Source organism: Corynebacterium sp. 5QC2CO (genome assembly GCF_024580435.1).
Lineage (GTDB): Bacteria > Actinomycetota > Actinomycetes > Mycobacteriales > Mycobacteriaceae > Corynebacterium > Corynebacterium jeikeium_D.
Genome location: NZ_JANIKI010000002.1, coordinates 132,994 through 152,083 on the forward strand (window position 1 = coordinate 132,994; position 19,090 = coordinate 152,083).

General features: G+C 57.4%; 15 protein-coding genes. 7 read left to right on the forward strand and 8 right to left on the reverse strand.

Going from position 1 to position 19,090, the window contains the following annotated elements:
- Positions 1–51: 51 nt before the first annotated feature.
- Positions 52–906: a DUF3097 domain-containing protein gene (locus NQ014_RS02565; RefSeq protein ID WP_257073574.1), complete on the reverse strand. Its 855-nt coding sequence runs from the start codon at positions 904–906 to the stop codon at positions 52–54.
- Between the two features lie 65 nt (positions 907–971).
- Between NQ014_RS02565 and NQ014_RS02570 the strand changes: the two genes are divergently transcribed.
- Positions 972–1,829 carry a hypothetical protein gene (locus tag NQ014_RS02570; protein WP_257073575.1) on the forward strand — a complete coding sequence of 286 codons (858 nt, stop codon included), beginning with the start codon at positions 972–974 and terminating at the stop codon, positions 1,827–1,829.
- Positions 1,830–1,869: 40 nt separating this feature from the next.
- Here the strand turns inward: NQ014_RS02570 and NQ014_RS02575 are convergent, their stop codons facing one another.
- From NQ014_RS02575 to NQ014_RS02600, 6 genes are all read right to left on the reverse strand, one after another.
- Positions 1,870–2,928 carry a ferrochelatase gene (locus NQ014_RS02575; protein WP_257073577.1) on the reverse strand — a complete coding sequence of 353 codons (1,059 nt, stop codon included), beginning with the start codon at positions 2,926–2,928 and terminating at the stop codon, positions 1,870–1,872.
- Between the two features lie 119 nt (positions 2,929–3,047).
- The gene (locus NQ014_RS02580) at positions 3,048–4,040 is read right to left on the reverse strand and encodes a VWA domain-containing protein (RefSeq protein ID WP_016422769.1); all 993 of its coding nucleotides are present in this window, start codon (positions 4,038–4,040) and stop codon (positions 3,048–3,050) included.
- Between the two features lie 112 nt (positions 4,041–4,152).
- Positions 4,153–5,001, reverse strand: coding sequence for a DUF58 domain-containing protein (locus NQ014_RS02585; RefSeq protein WP_257073579.1), 849 nt, complete (start codon positions 4,999–5,001; stop codon positions 4,153–4,155).
- Positions 5,001–6,005: a MoxR family ATPase gene (locus NQ014_RS02590; protein WP_257073580.1), complete on the reverse strand. Its 1,005-nt coding sequence runs from the start codon at positions 6,003–6,005 to the stop codon at positions 5,001–5,003. The genes NQ014_RS02585 and NQ014_RS02590 overlap by 1 nt, the downstream gene beginning before the upstream one ends.
- 54 nt (positions 6,006–6,059) lie before the next feature.
- The gene (locus NQ014_RS02595; protein ID WP_257073583.1) at positions 6,060–7,616 is read right to left on the reverse strand and encodes a DIP1281 family NlpC/P60 protein; all 1,557 of its coding nucleotides are present in this window, start codon (positions 7,614–7,616) and stop codon (positions 6,060–6,062) included.
- A gap of 631 nt (positions 7,617–8,247) precedes the next feature.
- Positions 8,248–8,757, reverse strand: a complete 510-nt coding sequence (locus NQ014_RS02600) for a DUF6676 family protein (RefSeq protein ID WP_257073584.1) — start codon at positions 8,755–8,757, stop codon at positions 8,248–8,250.
- Positions 8,758–9,124: 367 nt separating this feature from the next.
- Here NQ014_RS02600 and acnA point away from each other — a divergent pair, with 367 nt between their 5' ends.
- From acnA to NQ014_RS02630, 6 genes are all read left to right on the forward strand, one after another.
- Positions 9,125–11,911 carry an aconitate hydratase AcnA gene (gene acnA, locus NQ014_RS02605; protein ID WP_257073585.1) on the forward strand — a complete coding sequence of 929 codons (2,787 nt, stop codon included), beginning with the start codon at positions 9,125–9,127 and terminating at the stop codon, positions 11,909–11,911.
- A gap of 221 nt (positions 11,912–12,132) precedes the next feature.
- A complete protein-coding gene (locus NQ014_RS02610) occupies positions 12,133–12,699 on the forward strand; it encodes a TetR/AcrR family transcriptional regulator (protein WP_257073586.1) in 567 nt (188 codons plus the stop codon).
- A gap of 142 nt (positions 12,700–12,841) precedes the next feature.
- Positions 12,842–13,591 carry a glutamine amidotransferase gene (locus tag NQ014_RS02615; RefSeq protein WP_257073587.1) on the forward strand — a complete coding sequence of 250 codons (750 nt, stop codon included), beginning with the start codon at positions 12,842–12,844 and terminating at the stop codon, positions 13,589–13,591.
- Positions 13,592–13,639: 48 nt separating this feature from the next.
- Positions 13,640–14,386, forward strand: a complete 747-nt coding sequence (locus NQ014_RS02620) for a glutamine amidotransferase (protein ID WP_257073589.1) — start codon at positions 13,640–13,642, stop codon at positions 14,384–14,386.
- 45 nt (positions 14,387–14,431) lie between these two features.
- The gene (locus tag NQ014_RS02625; RefSeq protein WP_257073590.1) at positions 14,432–16,708 is read left to right on the forward strand and encodes a sensor histidine kinase; all 2,277 of its coding nucleotides are present in this window, start codon (positions 14,432–14,434) and stop codon (positions 16,706–16,708) included.
- Positions 16,701–17,459, forward strand: a complete 759-nt coding sequence (locus tag NQ014_RS02630; RefSeq protein WP_257073591.1) for a response regulator transcription factor — start codon at positions 16,701–16,703, stop codon at positions 17,457–17,459. The genes NQ014_RS02625 and NQ014_RS02630 overlap by 8 nt, the downstream gene beginning before the upstream one ends.
- On the opposite strand, the gene NQ014_RS02635 is transcribed toward NQ014_RS02630, so the two are convergent.
- Positions 17,456–19,087: an ABC-F family ATP-binding cassette domain-containing protein gene (locus NQ014_RS02635; RefSeq protein WP_257073592.1), complete on the reverse strand. Its 1,632-nt coding sequence runs from the start codon at positions 19,085–19,087 to the stop codon at positions 17,456–17,458. The genes NQ014_RS02630 and NQ014_RS02635 overlap by 4 nt on opposite strands.
- Between the last annotated feature and the right edge of the window lie 3 nt (positions 19,088–19,090).

The following is a 19,090-nucleotide window of genomic DNA, read 5'->3' on the forward strand; positions in this document are numbered from 1 at the left end:
CTACCTACTTTGCAGAACAAATGTGGGGCGAGTGGAGTCAGAATTCCGGGGTTAGTACTGCATATGTGGCTCAGTGACGAAGTCGACCAGGCGCTCAACTGCACCAATCAAATCCGACTCCAGATCACGGTAGGTGTGTACACCTGCGTAGACGCGTCGCCAGCCCTCCTTGGGGTCGTCTCCCCAGCCCAAGCGACGGCAGATTCCCGTCTTCCAGTCCTCCCCGTAAGGAACTTCTGGCCATGCCTCGATGCCTACCGACGAGGGCTTGACCGCTTGCCAGACATCGATAAACGGGTGGCCTGTGACCATCACGTGCGGGCCGAGCTGCTGAGTCATGCGGCTTTCCTTACTGCCCTCCACCAAGTGGTCTGCCAGGACTCCGACGCGGCGCTTCGGACCCGGACCAAATTCGGCCAAGCGTTCTGGAAGGTTGTCCAAGCCCTCCAGATACTCCACGACTACGCCTTCGACACGCAGATCGTGGCCCCACACCTTCTCGACAATTGCCGCGTCATGAATACCCTCGACCCAGATACGGCTGGGGAGAGCAACCTTGGCCTTGACGTTGTGGACCTTGCGCGAGCCCGATGCCGACAGATCCTGCGAGGGCTTTTTTGGTTGTGCTTTCGGACGCACCAGAGTCACAGGTCTGCCGTCGATGAGAAAACCGCGCTCGTGCATGGGAAATAGCCGCGACTTGCCGTGGCGGTCCTCCAGGCGAACGCACCAGCCGTCGAAAGTTTTCTCCAACCCGATAATCGCACCGACGAATCCGTCATAGGACGCCTCGACGACAACACCATTTTCTGCTGTCACCTCGCGTGCCGGCTGTGGGATACGACGGCGGTGGCCACGTGCGCCAGCGAACACGTCCTGATTGCGGTACGGGTCTTGAAAGCTCATGGGTACTGAGATTAACAGCATCGGTTACGGGACCAACGACACACTGCACTAGGATGAGCTGCACTATGCAGCGCAGTGTTCTCGACCAGGTCTGGAGTCCAACTCAGCACATCGCCCTTTGGCTGGGCGCGTGGTTGTCGGGTTTGGAAAACTACGATCATCTCCTCGACGCGCTTGACTCGCTCGGCGGGCCCACGTCAGTTCCGGGAACGTTCGTGCTTGCCGACGCCACGGTTCCGAATGTCATCGATTGCGACGCTGATCTCGATCGAAGCGACATGCTCCGCCTTCTTCGAGCAGTTACTGAAGCGGGAGATTGGCACAGTGACCACCGTCCCCTCGGCCGCCTCATTCTCTCTGGACCCGGTGATGCACCTGCACTGCCTGCGGGAACCGACGCCGCTGAAGCTGCACGCGCAGCAGGCTCGGCCATTGTGATTGCGGATGCGGAGCAGGGCTGGAACCATGTGCTCATACCAGTGACAACGCCGGTGCCAGGCCTCCCGCAGTGGCATTGGTACACACTGGAAGGCCACATTCCCGAGCCGGCCTATCTCTCCCCTGGCGAGGCGGATTTACAGTTGGCAGATGCGGCGCGGGTTGCGGCTGCCACGATTGCGGCGATGCCGCGTTCACCGCTGACGTCGTCAAGCAGTGGTGCCCCGAAAGTGGATCCCCGGCTGATGGTCGGCATGCTCGATGATCACCTGGACATGGCTTTTGTGCCGGATGATGTGCCGCGCCGTGCACTGGGAGTGCTCGCCAGAGCTGATCGGGCGTCGTCGATTCTGGCGGTGGCACAGGGCAGCGAGTCGGGGCACGGCAGCGCCGCGTTTGATGCGCAGCTCATCCCCTTGTGGCGAAAGATTCGGCAGGCGCGGATGAGCGCGGTGGAATACGCGATTCAGGAGTGGACTCGCTAGAGATTTGCCCTGCCCCGCGGCCCAATTGAAGCCAAAGGAATCAGTGTGGGCGGCGCTTTGCCGGGGTGCAACAGGCTGCGGCGCAGGGCGCGCCGTTGCAGGCCGAGCCGAGTAGCGGTTCACTTCCCAGGCGGCGGGGTTCGGCATCTGCGATGCGCTCTTCGATGAGCTCCACGAGCATGTCAGTGAAAGTAGCCGTCGGGCCAGGCGTTGCGACACGCTCGATGACGATGTCGTGATGAGCCATTTCATCCTGAAGCTCGGCATCCAAATCCCAGGCGACCTCAACATGGTCCGAGATGAAACCAATCGGGCACACTACTGCGGATCGGAGGCCGTGGGTGACCTCCGCTTCAACGTGGTCGACGATGTCAGGCTCCAACCACGGCACGTGCTCCGGGCCAGAGCGGGACTGCCAGACGACGTCAAAATCGGTGATACCCACTGCATCGGCGACGAGCCGTGCTGCTTCGTTGACCTGGCGGGAGTAAAGATTTCCGCCGAGCTCTACCGGCCCGGATGCCTTGTCCGCAGAGACCGGAATAGAGTGAGCGGTGAAAATAAGCCGGGCCTTGTCACGGCGGTCATCCGGCAGCTTGGCAAACGCCTCACGCACTGCGTCTGCATAGGCTTCTATAAAGAGCGGATGATCGTAGAAGCTCCGGATTTTCTCCATGTCAAAAGCACGGTCGCCCAGAGATTCGCGCATCCGAGCAATGTCTTCGTGATACTGGCGGCAGCCGGAGTATCCGCCCCAGGCGCTAGTGGCGAAAACGAGCGCTCGCTTAACGCCGTCGTCAGCCATCTTTGCCGCGGTGTCTTCAGCCATCGGATGCCAATTGCGATTGCCGAAATAGACAGGCAAGTCATAGCCACGGCGAGTCAGCTCAGTTTTAAGGTTGGAGACAATTTCGCGGTTTAAATCGTTGAGCGGGGACTTACCGCCGAAGTGCGCATAGTGAGCGCCGACTTCGTCCAACCTCTCCGGCGGAATTCCGCGGCCGCGGGTGACATTCTCCAGGAAGGGACGCACATCGGCCATCTTTTCGGGACCGCCGAAAGACAACAGCAAAATAGCGTCAAAATTATCAGAAGACATAGGCAACCATGTTAGTAGCGCAGTCTGAGGACTCCATAAGACGACTGCTCACGGCCCCGGCGTCTCCTGCCGATTGGGGTTCCATACCAATCGCTTGACGACGGCACCCTAACCCCGCCCTACTGCGGAATTCGACGATTGGTCACAAGCAGTGAGCCCACGGTCACTAGCAGCATCGTGAAGGCTGCAATCAGATAGGGCCTCGGATTCTCGGCCCGCTTGAGTTCGTAACCGATGTCATCTTCCAGTGAGCCATAGGCATCGCGGAGCTGCTCGAGGGAACCAGCGCTGAAGAACTCACCTTTTGTTCGACGGGCGATCTCTCGCAGCGAATCGTCGTCGTTAGGCACTGGAATCAATTCGCCCTGAACCGTGATTGCGCCTTGCGCGGTACCGAACGAAATCGTGTTGACAGGCACCCCGGCCTTGGCGGCTTCGGCGGCGGCGGTATACGCGCCGCGGGGATCGTCGAGTTCTTGTGGGACGGTCTGTTTGCCGTCGGAAAGCAGCACAATTGTCGCTGGCGGGGCGCCTTCTCCCCCGCCCTGAACCGAGTCGCTGAACTGATTGATGGCATCCAGCGCGGCAGCGATAGCATCACCGGTCGCAGTCGCCTGATCTAACTCAGCAGCCTGGAGCGCTCGATTCACGGTGTCATGGTTGGTAGTCGGGCTGACAGCAGTGCGAGCGCGGCCAGAGAACGTCACCAGGCCGATATTGAGGTCGTCGGGAAGGTTCTCCACGAACTCTTGGCCGGCTTCTTTAGCGGCAGTGATGCGGTCGGGCGCAACATCCGTGGCCGACATGGACAGCGAAACGTCGACCACCAGCATGACCGTTGCGCGGTTGCGGGCGACTTTGGTCTCCGAAATCGGACCAGCCAATGAAATGATGACCAGAACTAGAGACAACAGCGCACTGATGGCCACGACATGGCGCAGGCGTGCCGACGACTTATTCCCCAGTGACCCAACGATGGTGAAGTTGCCAAAGGCAATGGCACGTTGCTTTCGCTGCTTAGTGCTGATCCAATAGGCCACGGCTGCCACGAGAGGCAGAGCGAGTGCGAGCAGCCAACCTGGGTGCGCAAAAGTTGAGTTTAGGAACGTCATCGCGGTATCAGTTTCCTCACATCCAGTCGCCTAAACAGTCGCATATAAACCAGTGGTTATAGCCGGTTAGTCGGTGGCCTAAAAATAGCACTAATAAGCGGTTACTCAGACGCTAATGTTGGCCAATTTGTCGAGCAAAATCCAGTACCCAATCGGAATCCGTACGCAAGGTAATAACGCGAGCACGGCATTTGCGCAGTTCATTGATTACACGCTCGTGGTGGGCACTAGCCTGAGCTGCATACTCGGCGCGAGTTTTGTCGTTGATGTTGAGTTCAATGGTCTCACCAGTTGCTGAATCCGCCATGACCACCGGGCCTTCGCCGGGTAAGGCTTCATCGGCTGGATCGACCAGGCGAATCGCCATAATCTCTGTCGAGGCTGAAGCAACGCGCAGCGGGCGCGCCCAATCAAGTGATCCAAGGAAGTCCGAGATGACAACCAACAGCCCAGCGCGCGGAGCCTGAGTCATTACTGTGTCAATATCCGCTGCGAGGTTATGCTCAGCGGTCGCGTCAGCCAACTGCTTAAGCAGCATCAAGCTGTGGGCACGGCCCTGGCCTGCTGGTACCGGAGTGCCACCGGCGATTAATCCAGTTCTGGACCCCGGAGCGTCGTTAAGCATCGTTACAGCGCCGGCAGCGGCGGTGAGCAGATGTCGTTTGGTGGTATCGGCCAAGCCCGTGGACAGACGTGCGGCGGGTTCGGCGACAATCCAGCACTCCAGCTCGCGCTCGGCCTCGGAGGTGCGAACGTGCGGCACCCCAGTACGGGCTGTCACTGCCCAGTTCATCTGGCGAACGTCATCGCCGATGACGTATTCGCGGGAGCCAACCGGCTCAGAGCCATCTCCAGTAGCGGTGGAGAGAAAGCTACCGCGCAAAAGCCCGTTGAGCTTACGCGTAACAGTTAGCTCTAAGTACGCCAGGACACGTGCAAGATCGTCTTCACGAGCTGACATTAGGAAGCAGTGCCCTCATCGGAGCCAGTGCTCGCGCCCTGGGGAAGGCGCACGTGAGACAACACGATGTCAATAATCCGTTCTGGAGTAATGCCATCGGCCAGGCCCTCATAGGACAGGACCAAGCGGTGACGCAGCACGTCGGGAAGCACGGAGACCACATCGTCCGGCACAACATAGTCGCGACCGGAAAACAGCGCGTGGGCGCGGGCAGCCGCGACAGCACCAAGAGTTGCACGCGGCGATGCGCCATAGGAAAGCCAGCGGTCGACATCCTTCAACTCTGCCCGCATCGGATTACGGGTGAGTTCGATGACGGCAACGATGTAGTCAATCAGTGTGTGGTGGACAAAGACTTCGCGGGTAGCGCGCTGCAGTTCCCGAACACTCTCTGGGGTGAGAATCTGCTGCGCGACTGGAGAGGTGGCCCCCATGCGGTAGACAATCTCCCGCTCCTCCGCCGGAGTGGGGTAACCCACGAGGACCTTGAATAGGAAACGGTCTCGCTGGGCCTCCGGCAGTGGGTAGACACCCTGGTTTTCAATTGGGTTTTGCGTGGCCAGGACCAGAAACGGTTCCGGTACTGGCGTGGATTCCCCTGCGATGGACACCTGGTGCTCTGCCATGACTTCCAGCAGTGCCGACTGCACCTTCGCCGGTGCGCGGTTGATTTCATCAGCGAGCACGATATTTGACATGACCGGGCCGGGCTCGACAATGAACTCCGAGGTGTCCTGGCGGAAAATCCGGATGCCGACAATATCCGATGGCACCAAATCTGGAGTGAACTGGATGCGGGAGTAGGACCCACCCATCACTGTGGCAAAAGTAGACACTGCCAGAGTTTTCGCAACACCCGGAACACCTTCGAGCAGGACATGACCTCCTGCGAGCATCGCGATAAAGAGCTGCTTAATCAGGTGCTCCTGGCCAACCACAACCTTCCCCAGCTCCGCGTATGCGCGCTCGAGGTCCGTGTGGTCAGTGGGCGTTGGGTAGGTCACAGAGAAACCCTTCTTTAGGTCGGTCGCCCGACCTGTAGAACACGTCGTTAGAAACTAGACGAGGCGGACAACGTTCGGTGTCATTCCGTTATAACGGACTGGCGAGATCTTAACCACAGAACCGGACTGCGGTGCCTCAATCATCTTGCCATCGCCCAGGTAGATAGCGACGTGGCCATGACCATTCGGACCCCAGAACAGCAGGTCACCACGCTTCATCTGAGATGCCGGGTAGTGCTTTCCGCGCTGGTACTGGTAGCCGGTGTAGTGAGGCAGGTCAATGCCGACAGCGGCGTAGGCGTACAGAGTCAGGCCCGAGCAGTCGAAACCAATCTTGTTGTAGTCGCCGTGGGAGTCAGCTACTCCGCCGTCACGGATGCCCTTGGTCGGGCCGTTGGCGTTGCCGCCACCCCATGCGTATGGGACACCGAGCTGCCCCATCGCGCGTGCGATGACAGTCTCAACCTTCTGGCTGGAAGAACTCGAGGTGCTCTGACCGGTCTCCGGATTCGTCGGCACCACAGTCTGTGCCGGGGTGCCGCTTGACGACGAGCTGCCGGTGCTAGACGATTCCGAAGTCTCGGTGGACTCAGAGGAGTCCGTAGATTCAGTCGTCTCAGAGGAACTGGTGGAGCCAGTGGAGCTGTTAGAGCTAGTGGAACCAGTCGAGCCCGTAGAACCAGTGGTGCTAGAGCTTTCATCTGTGGACTCAGAAGAGGAATCCTCATCAGTCTGGTTCGACTGCGCCTCTGCGCGAGTCTTAGCTGCGGCTTCCTCAGCGGCCTTCTTGGCGGCGGCGTCTTCCGCTTCCTTGCGGGCCCGCTCGTTCTCATAATTCTGGCGCTGGGAGTTCAGCTCGTTGACCGCGTTTCGGGCTGCATCCAAAGATGCCTTTGCTGCATCGCGATCGACCTGAGCCTGCTGGTAATCAGCTTGCTCCTTTTGAAGCTCCTCGTTTGCCTCGGAGTATGCGTTCTGAGCATCGGTGTTTCGCTGGTTTGCGGTGGCTTCTGCCTGCTGAGCCTCGTCACTCTTCTTGCGAAGCGTGGACTCCTGGTTAGCAGCCTCGGTTCGATTCTTATCCAGAGAGTCAACGGTCTGCTCTTGACGATCAGCTTCGCGACGCAAAGCGGACAGGCGGTTAATGGCTTCGGATGCATCTCGCGCACCCTCGAGAATCGAGCCACTGGAACGTCCCTGGCGCATGATGGTGCGTGCTAGCTCGTCGAACTGCTTCTGGGCACTAACGAGCTCAGCGCGGGAACGGTCGAGTTGGGTCCTTGCCTCGTCGACCGCCTCGCGCGCACGGTTAGCGGCATCTCGAGCGTTCTCAAGGTCCACCATGGCCTTGTTGACATCCTCGCGGAGAGTGCCCATGCGTAGCTCGAGGTCAGATACCCGGCGCTCGCTGGAAGTTACCTCGGCGACCAGGGACTGCAAGTACGACTCGGCGTTAGAGGCCGCCTCGCGCGCTTGACGAAACTGGGCGTCGCTCGGATTCAGTGGTTGTGCAGCTGCGACCTGAGTGTTCGTCGCCAGAAGACCCGCCGTGATAATACCGGCGATTGGACGAGTCCAATATGATGCACGGACTTTGCGATTACTCGGCACCGCGTTACTCCTACATTTCTCCTATGGGTGCGTTCACGCCTCAGAATCGACACCAGCGACTTCCCCATCGTTGGATATCTTCCCGTTGTTGCCTCCAGGTCTTGAGTGGAACTTCGAAAAACGTCGAACCGAAACCAGAACCAAAAGCAACAGCGGCGCTCCCGCGAGTTTTCTTCGGTCAATACTGGACCCTTGAGTCCACTATTGGCATCACGAAGCACTTTACGGGTCAAAAAGCTCTAAAAAAACATAAGTAACAAAATTACCAACCATCCCTCACTTTGTAACCGTTTCGTTATATGCCGTGGCCTGCGGTTATGGCGAGCCCTAGTTTTCTGTGTGAATTATGTCACTATATGATGACTTATCGGCGCGCCGGAGTGTTGCTGTCCGCTACCTGGGGTATCGGACATAAGAAAAGGTCAAGCATTAAAGCTTGACCTTGGTGAAAATCGTTGACACGGTTACGGCGACTGCAACAGTGTTATCCAAATGAGATAGTGGCTGATTTCTCCACTGCTACCAGTTTTTGGGGCATTTGCCCTGCCTCTCGCCTAAGGGTGGAAAGCCGGGGGGCGGTGAATGTAATCAGTGGGTCCGTTAGCTTCAGCGTCCGTCGTAAAGCGAACTCTTAGGCGGTTGGGCGTGTGCGTAGCCAGTAGAACGTCAGTCCGACGAAGAGTGTGACGATAACGACGCCTGCGATGAGGCTGTAAAGAGTCCACGGAACGACGTAGTTAGTGAGCTCGTGTAAATAGGCATCGAGACCCGCCGGATAGTCTCGTGGAGTCTCCATCATTGCGTGGTCGGCGCGTTCAATGGCTGCGCGGGGGAAATCGGCAGATGCGGTAGCCACATTGCCCGGTGTGCGCACGACAGTCGTTCCGCCGACTTGGTCCGCTACTTGGCGGGCAAAGGAAAAGATGTCGGTGTTCTTTTGTTCGGCGACGGGGTAAATCTTCTCGCTATCTAGGTAGATGATATTGAAATTGGGCACCCCCCGATTTGCTGCATCGTCGACAATTGGCTGGACCGCTTCTCGGAGCTGTGGGTTATTTGTAACGATGTTGTCGGTGCGTAGCTGAGCGACCACCTTTTCGACGGTTTCTTTCGCTGCCTGTGAATCTGCTGGCGTATGCATTAACTGCCTTCCGTATCGTGCTCCTGTTTTGCGTGAGAATAGTTTCCACGCGCCCCAATTTGGCGGAGATACTGCTTCGTTTGTCCTTTCTATAATGGCCTGTCTTGGACGTGAACGGGGGTAGCTTAACTCGGCGCGCCGCGGGCAATCTACATACAGAACGTTCGTACTGTTATTGTTGGTGCAAGGACGGTAACGCTTCCTTAAAAACGTGTGCGTGGGCTCGTGTGCCCCGCGTCGTGATTATTGCTTTAATTGGTTGATAAGGGGCGGCGTGATCGCACCTATGCCTTGTGGAGAGCCGAAATTCGAGTGCCGGACTCTTCAGTTAAGGCGACAATTCACCCGAATAGAAATGGAGCTGACTGTGGCTGAAAGCAAGAATTCTTTCGATGCCCTGCGCAAGCTCGAGGTTGGCGATAAGTCTTACGACTACTTCGCTCTCGACGCTGTGCCGGGTATGGAGAAGCTGCCTTACTCGTTGAAGGTTCTCGGTGAGAACCTGCTGCGCAACGAAGATGGCGCCAACATCACTGAGGAGCACATCAAGGCTGTCGCTAACTGGGTTCCGTCGGCTGACCCGTCGATTGAGATTCAGTTCACCCCTGCTCGTGTGATCATGCAGGACTTCACCGGCGTTGCCTGCATCGTCGACCTGGCTACCATGCGTGAGGCTGTTAAGACCCTGGGCGGTGACCCGGATCAGGTCAACCCGCTGAACCCGGCCGAGATGGTCATTGACCACTCCGTCATCATCGAGGCTTTCGGTAGCGAAGACGCACTGGAAAAGAACGTCGAGATTGAGTACCAGCGCAATGCAGAGCGTTACAAGCTGCTGCGTTGGGGCACTGGCGCTTTCTCCAACTTCCGCGTTGTTCCTCCGGGAACCGGTATTGTCCACCAGGTCAACATCGAGTACCTGGCTCGCGTTGTCTTCGACAACAACGGCCTGGCTTACCCGGATACCTGTGTTGGTACCGACTCCCACACCACCATGGAAAACGGCCTGGGCATCCTGGGCTGGGGTGTTGGCGGTATCGAGGCTGAGGCTGCAATGCTTGGCCAGCCGATTTCCATGCTTATCCCGCGCGTTGTCGGCTTCAAGCTGACTGGCGACATTCAGCCGGGCGTTACCGCAACCGACGTCGTGCTCACCGTCACCGATATGCTGCGTCAGCACGGTGTCGTCGGCAAGTTTGTTGAGTTCTACGGTGCTGGCGTTTCCAAACTGCCGCTGGCTAACCGTGCAACCATCGGTAACATGTCGCCGGAGTTCGGCTCCACCGCCGCCATCTTCCCGATCGATAGCGAGACCATCAAGTACCTCGCATTGACCGGTCGTGACAAGGAGACCCTGGAGCGCGTTGAGGCTTACGCCAAGGCTCAGGGCATGTGGCTCGACGAGAACACTCCGGAGGCCGAGTACTCCGAGTACCTCGAGCTGGACCTGTCCACCGTCGTTCCGTCCATCGCTGGCCCGAAGCGCCCGCAGGACCGCATCGAGCTGACCTCCGCCAAGGAGCAGTTCCGTAAGGATCTGCACAACTACTCCGACGGTGAGGTTAAGGAGGCCGTTAAGGCTTCTGCTCCGAACACCGAGCTGGCCGCCGACTACAACGAGTCCCGCGAGGGTCACGGCGAGTCCGCTGCTGAGGGTGCAGAGGGCCGTCCGTCCTCGCCGATCACCGTTACCTCCGCTAAGGGCGGCGAGTACACCCTTGACCACGGCATGGTCGCTATCGCTTCCATCACCTCTTGTACCAATACCTCCAACCCATCCGTGATGGTCGGCGCTGGCCTGTTGGCTCGCAAGGCAGTTGAGAAGGGTCTGACCGCTAAGCCATGGGTCAAGACCATCTGTGCTCCGGGTTCCCAGGTTGTCAACGGCTACTTCAAGCGCGCTGACCTCTGGAAGGACCTCGAGGCTCTGGGCTTCTACCTCTCCGGCTTTGGTTGTGCAACCTGTATCGGTAACTCCGGTCCGCTGCCGGCTGAGGTTTCCTCCGCCATCAACGAAGCAGACCTGGCTGCTACCGCAGTTCTGTCCGGTAACCGTAACTTCGAAGGCCGCATCTCCCCTGACGTGAAGATGAACTACCTGGCCTCTCCGATTCTGGTTATCGCTTACGCTATTGCGGGCACCATGGACTTCGACTTCGAGACTCAGGCACTTGGCAAGGACGCAGAGGGCAACGATGTCTTCCTGCGCGACATCTGGCCGTCCACCGAAGAGATCGAGGCCACCATCGAATCCTCCATCTCCTCTGAGCTCTACGACGAGGACTACAAGGACGTCTTCGCTGGTGACGAGCGTTGGCAGAACCTGCCGACTCCGGATGGCAAGACCTACGCATGGGAGGATGACTCCTCCTACATCCGTGAGGCACCGTACTTCGAGGACATGGAAATGGAGCCGGCTTCGGTTTCCGACATCAAGGGCGCTCGCGTTCTTGCAGCCCTGGGCGACTCGGTGACCACCGACCACATCTCCCCGGCCTCCTCCATTAAGCCGGGTACCCCGGCCGCTCAGTACCTCGACTCCATGGGCGTTGAGCGAAAGGACTACAACTCCCTGGGTTCCCGTCGTGGTAACCACGAGGTCATGGTTCGCGGTACCTTCGCTAACATCCGCCTGCAGAACCAGCTGCTTGACGGTGTTACCGGTGGCTACACCCGTGACTTCACCCAGGAGGGGGGCCCGCAGGCCTTCATCTACGACGCTGCAATGAACTACAAGGAGCAGGGCACTCCGCTGGTCGTCGTTGGCGGCAAGGAGTACGGCACTGGTTCGTCCCGTGACTGGGCAGCTAAGGGTACCCTGCTGCTGGGCGTCAAGGCTGTCATCGCTGAGTCCTTCGAGCGTATTCACCGCTCGAACCTGATCGGCATGGGTGTCGTTCCGCTGCAGTTCCCGGAGGGCGAGTCCTGGAAGTCCCTGGGCATCGACGGAACCGAAACCTTCGATATCGCTGGCCTGGAGGAGCTCAACGAGGGCACCACCCCGAAGACCGTCAAGGTCACTGTCACCAAGGAAAACGGCGAGTCCTTCGACTTCGACGCTGTGGTCCGCATCGATACCCCTGGTGAGGCTGACTACTACCGCCACGGCGGTATTCTGCAGTACGTCCTGCGCAACATGATCAAGGGCAACTAGTTTCCCTTTGACTCGTGTGCGCTAGGGCTTGCAGCAAGCAGCGCTTCTAGAGGCCGGTAGGTAGCGCTAGCCCGCGGATTCATACCCCACGGACTAGCGCCCTGCCGGCCTCGGGCTTCTTTACGCAACCAAGATGAGGCTTGGGAAGTATAGGAATGGCGCTGCCACGTCATGCAGTGAAACATGTCCCTGGGCGTCGCCGGCAAGAAAAGAGTTTCCTTATGCCAAAAGTGAGTAACCAGGATTTAGCTCAACGGCGGCACGAAATTCTCGACGGCGCTCGGCAGTGCTTTGCAGAATTCGGCTACGACGGCGCAACGGTCTCTCGTCTGGAGGCCACTACCGGTAAGTCTCGCGGTGCTATTTTCCATCACTTCGGATCCAAAGAAGGTCTGTTCTTAGCGTTGGCCGAAGAGGATGCCGCAAATATGGCGGAAGTCGCGGAGGCTTCCGGCTTAGTGGAAGTAATGCGTGACATCGTGGCGAACCCAGACAAGCATGGCTGGCTGGGAACTCGCCTTGAGATTGCCCGTCGCCTTCGCAGCGATCCGGAGTTTAAGGGCCAATGGTTGGGCCATCAGGATCAATTGGATGACGCTGTTGCCCATCGATTGACTCAGACATCCTCATCCGGCTCCCTACGGTCGGATTATTCGGTTCGTACGATGCAGCTTTTTCTCGAGCTGATGCTCGATGGCATCATCGTTCGTCTGGCATCTGGTCGCACTGTCGATGAATTGGATTCCGTGCTTGATTTAGTTGAAGACAGCTTACGGCGCAAGGACTAGCCACTCAGGCTAGGCCTGATAGCGTGCCGTACCACCCGCTCCCCTAATACGGGAGCGGGTTTCGGCTTTCTGCCGTGCATTTCCCCCGTTTGACCGGTAAAGATACATAGATTTCACCCAATATGGACTAAGCTGTCTATTTATGAGTGTGGGTAAGTTTTTGTTGGTGGCGCTCCGCCCCGCAGATGGCGCGGGGCAAGCCGAGTACCAGGACTTTCTGGATTCCACCGGGCTTGAGCCCAGCCAGTTGGATCTGTTTACCATCGACGCTGTCGGCGCTAAGTTGCCCGACCTGACCTCCTATGACGGCGTATTCGTCGGCGGCAGCCCATTTAACATCACCGACCTTGAGCATTCGGGGCTGCAGAAGTATTCGCACGATGTGCTTTACGACGTACTTAGTAGTCCTGTCCCCGCATTGCTTATCTGCTACGGCGCTAGCTACACGGCTTTTACTTCGGGTGGTTTGGTTAACCTGCGTCACGGCGAAGTAGCGGGTTCTACCCGGGTAGAGCTCACCGAAGCCGCTACTCAAGATCCAATAGCCTCGGTGTTACCTCCGGTTTTTTATGCGTTGACTGGCCACAAGGAATCCGTAGCGGAACTTCCCAATCACGCGACTTTGCTTGCCACAGGCCCAACCTGTCCGGTGCAGATGTACTCAATCGGGTCGAATAACTGGGTTACCCAATTTCATCCGGAGATGAATGCTAACGGACTGCTCCGCAGAATGTCGTTCTACACCGATGTCGGTTACTTTGACCCGGAGGAAGTCGACGCGATTCGACTAAAGGTATCTGATGTGGACCTTCAGGCCGTTGCGTCAATCATCCCCCGATTTATGCACGTATGTACGCATGCAGCCAATCCGAGCCTGCTAATGGTGCAGTAGTCTTCGTCTCCCTCTATCTCCCCTTTTTCACGAAACTCGTTCCCGCAAATGTCTACCTCCGCCAAGCCCTTCCTCTTGCTTTCTACACGCGGCGAAGATGCCGCAGCTCACGCTGAACATCTCTCATTTGCCAGGAGATGTGCATTGGCGCCGGCAAAGTTGCATCAATTTCGCTTGGAACAGTCTCGTCCGGCGAACCTGAACCTAGATAACTACTCGGGCGTAATCGTTGGCGGGGGTCCCTTTAACGCCTCCGATGACGATAAGAGCTATCTACAGAAGGAGGTCGAGACCTGGTTCGAGGATTTGCTGGCAGAAGTGCTCGAACGAGATTTCCCCTTCTTCGGAGCTTGTTATGGCATCGGCCTGCTCGGTACTGCTGGTCATGGCCGCGTCTCCCGCAAGCACGGGGAGCAGGCAGCAGTAATTGAAGTAGCTGCAACTCCAGATGGCGAATCAGACCCAATTCTTGAAGGCTTGCCGCCCCACTTTCACGCCATCGTCGGCCACAAGGAGGCCATCGAAGAACTGCCTAGCGACGCTACGTTGTTGGCAACTGGAAAGGACTGCCCCGTACAGATGTTCCGGTTGGGCCGCAATGCATATGCGACGCAGTTTCACCCGGAATTAGATGCCAACACGTTTGCTCAGCGTCTCCAGATTTACGCAAATCAGGGCTACTATTTACCAGGAACAGATCTTGAAGCGGTGTCGGCCGCGCGACAGTTTGATGTTGCTCGAAGTGGGCGTATTCTTCAGAACTTCGCTCGGCTTCATTCTGCTTGTAGAGACTGATTAGTTTTATCTAGTGGCAATAGGCAAAAGGAATGTGATTGTCGCATGGAGAGGTGGAATCCCGATTCGGCACTTGCCGGACAGTCACCATCAATTGAAATGTCTGTGCTGCGATCCGGCGCGATTATTATTGCCGTCACCGGCTTTTTGTGGCAGATTGAATCGGCTGTTCGTTCTGTCCCCTTTGAAAACTTTCTGAGCCACTGGTTCCCTTTTGCATCACTGCTCATATTCATTCTCAGCGATATGTTGCTGATTTGGGCTGTGATTAATAATACGCGGCGAGGCCTTATTACCGCACTGCGTGTGCCGATGTACATCATGTTGGTTTTCCTGATGTTGGTTTCAACCTATTGGGATCTCCCTCATAACCCCGTTGGAAATGCACTCTGGTATAGCCCATTTTCAGGTTTGGCCCTCGCTGCATTTGCGCTGACGGTACCACTCCACATCAGTTTGTCTGTGATGGTATTTGTTCCCGGACTTATTGCCGTCATTAATTCTTGGTTGCTGGGACACACTTTTTGGCTCGACATGTTGTCGGATGTCGGATTCAATCTCATCAACACTTTTCCATTCGTGATTATCGCGGGCTCTGCACAACCCGTCGCAAGGCTCATTGACTTCACCTACGAGAACTCTCGGAAGGTCAATGAGAGAGCGGAGCGTATGCGTGTCCGCGGCGAGGCGATGAGTAGCTTCAACGCCTATGTCCATGACTATGTATTGGCTGCACTGTCTGCAATTGGTAAGGGCTCTAAGATTGACTTCTCTCTAGACGAGCAGACTGGGCTGTTTTTCTCGCCGCGGCAAACAGTAAGCGGTAGAACTTTTGCGGAGTCTGTACGGGCGCAATTGATGTCGGTGAGCTCTGACATTTCGGTAACGCTAGATACCAGCGAAGAAGGCGGTCCAGTTCGTCTGCCAGGAGAGGTTGCTAACACTTTCCTATTAGCCGCAACTGAGGTGGCCAATAATGCCAAGCGTCACGCTGGTGCCACAGCGGAAAAGAAATGTCACATTCGTGTTGCCTCGGGAGAGGTCTCCATTGATTTTCGTGACGATGGCACCGGGTTCGACCCCGAGGGAATTGACCCGCATCGTGCAGGTATTCGGTTGAGCGTTAAAGGACGAATGGAGGCCCTTCGCGGTGGAGATGCCCTCGTTAAATCAAAGCCTGGGAAAGGTACTCAGGTTATTCTCAAATGGCACGGTAATACCTCTCCTGTGGAAGAGGAAGATGTAGTCGATTCCTCCGCTCATACGACATCGCTCTATGACCTCATGGGAATGTCAATTGTTTTTTCCTGGCAGTTCTACGGCGCAATCGTCGGCGTATTGTTCATGGTTCTAGTCAGTAATGGACAATTATTTACCACGGCAGGGCAAATCAGTCTGGCATTAGCGATCGGTCTTCTCGGGCTGATTATGTACGGCCGCCATTCACAATTGCCGTTAGCCCGTGCAATCGTAACAGGTGTCGCGATCGTTGTATTAACTGTGGTGGGGCTCTACCAGCCGATTCCAAACAATTTGGAATGGTCGTATTTCTGGCACTTTAGCTTAATTTCTTTTGCATCCGCATTGCTCGCCATTCGCGGCCGACCCTGGGTTGCGCTGAATTCCGTACTCGGTGGCGCAATCCTGGTGGAGCTACTCAAGTTCTTCCCCTTTGCCCCCTCGGATTCGACCCACATCAGCATCTCTGGAGTTGACCTGTTAGTTCGCTCCGTGATGCTGGTCGCTGGAATTTTGACGTCCATCATGGTTCGCTTTTTTATGCGTACCGTTCCGCAGTCTATTCAAGATTATAATCGTGCGCTGTACGCTGCCGGTGCTGCCAAAGAGTACGAAATCAGCAGCCAGAGCAACTACGAATGGCTGCAGCGCCAGGTCGGTCCCATATTTAGCGCCGCTGCAGTTTTGGATAAACCGACCTCGCGACTGCAGTTGCGTGCGCGGCTTACAGAGCAGCTTCTCCGAGACGTCCTACGTTCGCCGCATCTAAACGTTGGATCCCTTCACCAAGCTGTTTGGGACGCGCGGGCCAGAGGCGTTCATATCCGGCTCCTCGATGACCGCAATCACACGCAGGCCGTTTCCGATAGCACCGATGTGCGCCGTATTCCGCTTGTCGACGATGATTCCGCGGTGGCCAAGTTGATGCCGAACTTCCTCGAAGCAATCGATAACGCCGAAGAAGGATCGGTAACAATTCGCCTATTGCCCCCAGGCAGACGTGCATTTGCATCCATTTCTGATGACAATGGAGTGCAAAGGTTTGATGAAGCCGGTGAGAGGATAGTGATGTCACGTGACTAGGGAGAATATTGCGGGAATGAGCAATGCTTCCATCGACGTCTCGGCTGCAATTGACTCCGACAACATCGGAGATTACAGCGTGCAGTCGGATCGTTTGCTTCGCGTTGCTGCGATTGATGATCATGCCTTGACTCTGCAGGGGCTCGAAACCCTGCTGTCTGCAGAGCCAGACTTTGAGCTCGTCGGCTGTTATCAAACTGTGCCGGAACTCCTGGCTGATGTGGGCACCGATGACCGCCTGGATGTAGTCGTGCTAGATCTCCGGCTGGCGGATAATTCAGATCCAGCGCAGAACGTGCTCTCGCTGGAATTGGTCACCGATCACGTGCTCATCCTCTCGTCAGCTGAAAGTCCGTACCTTGTTCGAAAGGCAGTGCGTACCGGAGTGATGGGGGTTGTGCAGAAATCGGAAACCCCGGAGACAGTCGTGTCGGCAGTACGGCTGGCGGCGCTTGGCAAGGGCGCGCTGACTACGGAATGGGCATCGGTAGTTGACTCTGATCCCCTGCTCGACTCTGTCGATTTGTCAGAACGTCAGCGTGAGGTATTGGAGCTTTACGCCTCCGGTGAGTCGACGAAGCGAGTTGCGTCGATGACAGGGCTGACACCGAATACTGTGTTGGACTACTTGGGTCGCATTCGAGCCAAGTATGCGGCAGCTGGCCGGGCCGAGAACAGCCTTAACAAGTCGGAGATGTATAGGCTCGCCCAGCAGGACGGTTACCTGCCAGGGCCAATGGATCCGTCTTAAGCTAGCTCGACGATTTCCATGTAGTCGTCACTCCAGAGGTCTTCGGTGCCGTCGGGAAGCACGATGACGCGCTCGGGCTCTAGCGCCTTGACCGCACCCGGATCGTGGGTAACCAGTACGACGGCCCCGGAGTATGTGCGCAGTGCGTCGAGCACCTGTTCGCGGGACTGCGGGTCGAGGTTGTTAGTGGGTTCGTCGAGAAGCAGGACGTTTGCGCGGGAGCTAACCAGCGTCGCCAGCGCCAGACGTGTCTTCTCACCACCGGAGAGGGTTCCCGCTGGCTGCTGCAGCTTGTCCCCGGAGAACATAAAGGCACCGAGCAGACTCCGCAGTTCCGGCTCGTTGACGTCAGGGCAGGCGTAGACGGTGTTCTCCCAGACAGTCTTGTCCGGGTCAATCGTGTCATGTTCCTGGGCGAAGTAGCCGATGCGCAGGCCGTGGCCGGAGACAATGCCGCCTTCGCCATCGGTGCGCTCCACACCGGCGAGTAGCTTCAGCAGCGTTGTCTTACCAGCACCATTGAAGCCGAGGACAACCACGCGGGACCCCTTGTCAATCGCAAGGTCCACACCGGCGAAGACTTCCAACGAGCCATACATCTTGGTCAGTCCCGTGGCGTTGAGCGGAGTCTTGCCACAGGGCGCTGGTTCCGGGAAGGAAATATGAGCGACCTTATCCTCGACGCGGACTTCGTCGAGACTGTCCATCATGCGCTCAGCACGAGCCACCATCTGCTTGGCTGCACGGGCCTTCGTCGCCTTCGCGCCTAGCTTCTCGGCCTGCTTGCGCAGTGCGCTGGCCTTCTTCTCCGCGTTGGCGAACTCACGGCGACGTCGAGCCTCATCGGTCGCGCGTGCCGACAGGTAGTTCTTCCAGCCCATGTTGTACACATCAGCTTCGGCGCGCACCGCATCGAGGAACCAGACTTTGTTACACACGGCCTCGAGCAGCTCAACATCGTGCGAAATCATAATCAAGCCGCCCTCATGCTTACTGAGGAATTCGCGCAGCCAGGTAATCGAATCCGCATCGAGGTGGTTCGTCGGCTCGTCGAGAAGCAGTGTCGTGGCGGACTTGCCCGAGCCTTCGGTAGCGGCGAAGAGAATCTGCGCAAGCTCGACGCGGCGGCGCTGACCACCCGAAAGCGTCTTCAGCGGCTGGTCGAGTACGCGCTCCGGCAACCCCAGCGCGTCGCAAATGCGGGCTGCCTCGGCGTTCGCCTCGTAGCCGCCGAGGTCGTGGTAGCGCTCCTCGAGACGCGAAAACTTCCTAATCGCCGCATCGCGCTTTGTGTCAGTGGTCGCGGTCTCCATGATCTCCTGCTGGCGATCCATGCTGCGGCGGATTTGGTCAAGGCCCCGCGCCGACAGCACACGGTCGCGGGCGGAGATGTCGATGTTGCCCTCGCGCGAGTCCTGTGGCAGGTAACCAATCGAGCCAGAGCGCACTACTGAACCACCGTAGGGTTCAGTTTCACCGGAGAGAATACGCATAGTCGTCGTTTTGCCAGCACCATTTCGCCCGACGAGTCCAATCCGGTCTCCCGGCTGAACGCGCAGCTGCTCACCCGGCGCAGTGAGCAGGGTACGGGCGCCGACTCGGACTTCAAGGTCATGGGTCACAATCACGAA

Excerpts from the sequence above, each read along its gene's own strand:
- NQ014_RS02580 (WP_016422769.1), bottom strand. The coding sequence starts at position 4,040 with ATGACGTTCCTAAACTCAACTTTTGCGCACCCAGGTTGGCTGCTCGCA.
- NQ014_RS02610 (WP_257073586.1), top strand. The coding sequence starts at position 12,133 with ATGCCAAAAGTGAGTAACCAGGATTTAGCTCAACGGCGGCACGAAATT.
- NQ014_RS02625 (WP_257073590.1), top strand. The coding sequence starts at position 14,432 with ATGGAGAGGTGGAATCCCGATTCGGCACTTGCCGGACAGTCACCATCA.
- NQ014_RS02600 (WP_257073584.1), bottom strand. The coding sequence starts at position 8,757 with ATGCATACGCCAGCAGATTCACAGGCAGCGAAAGAAACCGTCGAAAAG.
- NQ014_RS02565 (WP_257073574.1), bottom strand. The coding sequence starts at position 906 with ATGAGCTTTCAAGACCCGTACCGCAATCAGGACGTGTTCGCTGGCGCA.
- NQ014_RS02570 (WP_257073575.1), top strand. The coding sequence starts at position 972 with ATGCAGCGCAGTGTTCTCGACCAGGTCTGGAGTCCAACTCAGCACATC.
- NQ014_RS02615 (WP_257073587.1), top strand. The coding sequence starts at position 12,842 with ATGAGTGTGGGTAAGTTTTTGTTGGTGGCGCTCCGCCCCGCAGATGGC.
- NQ014_RS02585 (WP_257073579.1), bottom strand. The coding sequence starts at position 5,001 with ATGTCAGCTCGTGAAGACGATCTTGCACGTGTCCTGGCGTACTTAGAG.
- NQ014_RS02575 (WP_257073577.1), bottom strand. The coding sequence starts at position 2,928 with ATGTCTTCTGATAATTTTGACGCTATTTTGCTGTTGTCTTTCGGCGGT.
- NQ014_RS02620 (WP_257073589.1), top strand. The coding sequence starts at position 13,640 with ATGTCTACCTCCGCCAAGCCCTTCCTCTTGCTTTCTACACGCGGCGAA.